1 protein-coding gene is annotated in these 369 nt (G+C 62.1%); it reads left to right on the forward strand.

Annotated features, from left to right (window positions below):
- Positions 1–369 (forward strand): immunoglobulin-like domain-containing protein (locus tag SB765_RS28270; protein ID WP_410932306.1); only part of this gene is annotated, 369 nt, incomplete at both ends.

Consider the following 369-nt stretch of genomic DNA (forward strand, 5'->3'; position numbering starts at 1 on the left):
GTCACTGACGAGCCAGGCACTCCGGGCAACCCAGGCGGCAACAACGAAGGCGACCTGGTCAAGGTCACCATCACGGCCGACCAGACTTCGGTCGCCGAGAACGTCAAACCGACGTTCACCGTGCACGTCAACCAACCGCTGGACCACGACCTGGTCGTGACCCTCAGCAACAATGCCCAGGTCACCATCAAGGCGGGCGAAACCAGCACGCCGTACACCCACGATGCGCAGGGCGACGACGTCTACAACGACGCCGGTGAAATCAGTGTTGGCATCAAGTCGGCGGTAGACACTACCGGTGCGACCTTCGAGAACCTGGAGTTGGGCGGCGCTGCGAAAGTGGATGTCACCGACACCACCGACGAAGTC

Source organism: Pseudomonas sp. SIMBA_067 (assembly GCF_046534675.1).
GTDB lineage: Bacteria > Pseudomonadota > Gammaproteobacteria > Pseudomonadales > Pseudomonadaceae > Aquipseudomonas > Aquipseudomonas putida.